The sequence below is a fragment of the Pseudomonas sp. IT-P258 genome, assembly GCF_949767825.1.
GTDB lineage: Bacteria > Pseudomonadota > Gammaproteobacteria > Pseudomonadales > Pseudomonadaceae > Aquipseudomonas > Aquipseudomonas monachiensis.
Genome location: NZ_CATKPU010000042.1, coordinates 1 through 2,870, shown reverse-complemented (window position 1 = coordinate 2,870; position 2,870 = coordinate 1). Strand labels below are relative to the sequence as shown.

4 protein-coding genes and 2 pseudogenes are annotated in these 2,870 nt (G+C 46.4%); all 6 read right to left on the bottom strand.

Translation table 11 applies throughout. The annotated features are described in order from the left end of the window. Positions 1-292, bottom strand: a pseudogene (locus ACM6G4_RS15930) (hypothetical protein); the annotation flags it as partial. Positions 293-529: 237 nt separating this feature from the next. Continuing rightward, complete coding sequence (locus tag ACM6G4_RS15925; RefSeq protein WP_056725177.1) at positions 530-949, bottom strand: NTF2 fold immunity protein; 420 nt, start codon at positions 947-949, stop codon at positions 530-532. A gap of 275 nt (positions 950-1,224) precedes the next feature. After that, the gene (locus ACM6G4_RS15920) at positions 1,225-1,716 is read right to left on the bottom strand and encodes an SMI1/KNR4 family protein (RefSeq protein ID WP_056725175.1); all 492 of its coding nucleotides are present in this window, start codon (positions 1,714-1,716) and stop codon (positions 1,225-1,227) included. Between the two features lie 57 nt (positions 1,717-1,773). Continuing rightward, positions 1,774-2,037 (bottom strand): annotated as a pseudogene (locus ACM6G4_RS15915) (sugar-binding protein); the annotation flags it as partial. Between the two features lie 47 nt (positions 2,038-2,084). Then, positions 2,085-2,402 carry a hypothetical protein gene (locus ACM6G4_RS15910; protein ID WP_056725172.1) on the bottom strand — a complete coding sequence of 106 codons (318 nt, stop codon included), beginning with the start codon at positions 2,400-2,402 and terminating at the stop codon, positions 2,085-2,087. 13 nt (positions 2,403-2,415) lie between these two features. After that, on the bottom strand, positions 2,416-2,870 hold a 455-nt coding region (locus ACM6G4_RS15905; protein WP_414914072.1), incomplete at its 5' end, for an RHS repeat-associated core domain-containing protein.

The following is a 2,870-nucleotide window of genomic DNA, read 5'->3' as shown; positions in this document are numbered from 1 at the left end:
TGTTGAGGTATTCGGTTTTATTGCCCAGGGCGTCGACTTCGGCGATCAAGTTGCCCTTGGCATCGTAGCGGGCTTGCCAGGTGCTGCCGTCCAGGAAGGTCGTTTCTGTGACCAGCGTAGTGCCGAGGTGGTACTTGTATTTGATCTTGCGACCCAGTGGATCGGTTTCTTCAAGCAAACGCGAAAAGTCGTCGTACTTGAACCCCAACCGGTTGTCATCCGGCAGCTTGAGACCGGTCATGTTGCCGGCTTCGTCGAGGTCGATGGCGTACTGCTCACCGCCGAAGTCGCGAAAATGGATTCGTTCAATTATTAATCATTTTTAGCGTGAATTGTAAGAACGCGCTTGCACAGCATTTTTAGATTAAAGAGGAAAGTTGCTTAAGAAAACCTTAAGCCACTCTAGAGATAAAATTTTAAAGAACGGCACAAACCCCACTAGTTTTTGACTACCAATGAACAACCAAACACATCCATGAAATGCTGCGCCACCAGTACAACGGAGCGCTGCACCGTTTACATACAAACATCAGAGAGCGGTTTTTTTCCACTTATCACCACTTTTTGTTTCTTTTTTCACTATCAGCCAACCATTTCCAGTATCTTTTAGAACAAACTTATATACAGCCTTTAGCCTAGCCATCTGCTCGACAACCACAGCGTAATTTTTACCTTCTTGAACAGGCTTGTTTATTACATCCCTCTCTGGATCATAAGTCGGAGGAGACCCACAACCGAGATCTACAAGCCTAGCCCAGCTTCGCTCATCTGACACAGAAAACCTGGTTAAAACCTTCTTAAGCTCGAGTTCATACTTTTTATCACAGTCAGAGGTATTTTTTTCCGCATCGATCAGGCTCATTTGCTCATCGCGAAAAGCCGTCTCCCAATCTCGCATTTCTGACATAAAGCCTTTCAACGCCTCAACCACCGAAACTTCTTTTTCCATAACAAACTCCTACCAAGCACAACAATACAATTGCGAACAGCAGAATAAAAACCAGAAATCCTTTGCCGTGACGGAAGGTGGAGATCAGCTGACCTGTCACCGTTGAAGCGGCTGTGGATGATTGCTGCCTGAGATGAGTACTTCCCTAGTGGTTGGTTTTATAAAACATCGTAATCCAGACCGGTGTTAGTGAAAAAAGCGGAAAATGACAATCATTGTCCGCCTCGCTGTGCAGGTCATCGCGATACCTGTCACAGCTCCTCTGGCCTTCGATTTTACAGGTCGATCTCAGATTCGTCCTTTAACCCCTCAACAAAAGCGTCAAACGAACTTGCGAGCCAACGATAGGCCTTTGCATGATTGGCGGCATAACTACTATTCGAATCAAAGGAATCAGTTGCGTAAAAACACACATCACCATCAGTCAAATCCAGACAGAAAAAGTTACCACCATCGTCAGTCGCAAACGGCAGCAATGTTTTAGGTATCACATTTTTAGAGGTCATCACAGCATAACAGCCGCTTAAATATTTTGTCTCTGCAGCATCCAAAGCACCACTAGCTGCAACTGCTTTAAATTTCTTTAATCGAACAGGCTCATATTCATCACCACTATCCCACCAATCTCTATCTGCAACCCCACCACTATGAGTTAAATAAAAATTTTTAAAGCCTTCAGGCAATGTATGCCCTATCTCATCCTCCAGTAAACTGAGATCAGAGCTATTCACTTTCGGATCGGACTTCGACATTTTCAGTACACCCATCATTGTCTCCTTACTAACAAGTTGTAGAGGAAGCTTTCGGAGTCCGCCCATTCAGCCGGCGGCGTCGTAGCGGAATTCGTCGCTGTCGAGCAACTGACCGATGTCGCGGCTGTGCAGTTGGCCGTTGGCTTCGTACTCGTACTTGATCTCGCCGCGCAGTTTGTCGAGGGAGCGGGTCAACTCGCCGGCCGGGTCGTATTGGTGACGGCGGTGGATCGGGTTGTAGGTGTGCTCGACCCGCAGGTCGGGCTGGATGCCAGGGTTGTGCAGGCGCGAGGCGAACTGCCAGCTCTTGCGACCCATGGCGTCGAAGCCGAAGCATCTGAAGCGACTGAGATCAAATTCCCAGCCACTTAATTAGATAAAACTCATGGAATTTTAGCCAACTCCTTTTCAATCTTGCTTGTATTATTAATATCTCCACCTTTATCCACGTAGGCGTGCCAAGCTGGAACTGCCTTCTTGAATAGCTCGAGGCATTGAGAAGTGACATCTGATTTTTTTATAACCAAATCCATCTTCAAATTACCATCACTATCAAATGGCTCCTTATAAATAAGACCACGCACCTTAAGGAAACTCATTAGAACTGTATACCGCACAACTATCTGCCTCTGATATTCGGCGCTTTTATTTCTAGACATTAGCATCGGTATGCTGCACAAAGTAAAATCCAAATCACTCATTACCAAACTCCTATTACCTTGCACGAATCACTGTCGACACATCAGTTACTTCAATCAATTTTTTGGTACCCGGCTCGCGCACAAAAACTCCACCCGCCTCTCGAATTCTCATTTCTTTTTCCAGCTGCGCAAATTTCGAAGCGGTCAAACTTGTAATTTCTTTCGCCGTGCCGGAGCCATCAGCATTCTTAACAACAAAATCAACTCGACGCCCCTCACCGGTTAACGGGTCCTTGACTATTTTCCCCTCAGCATTACGTAGATACCTTTCGCCGAGAACATTTTTCTTACCGTAACGTTTCTCGAATATTGCTTTGGCTCTAGCCTCTCGAGCAGAGCCAGCCACTTTGTTTGGTATGCATTCCCATCCCCACGGATCAGTCCATGCAGTCGTGTTTGGAGCATAGCTGTAGAGATTGTAACCCCCAAACAATCCTATTGGATCCTGCGTTACAAACCGCCCCACCC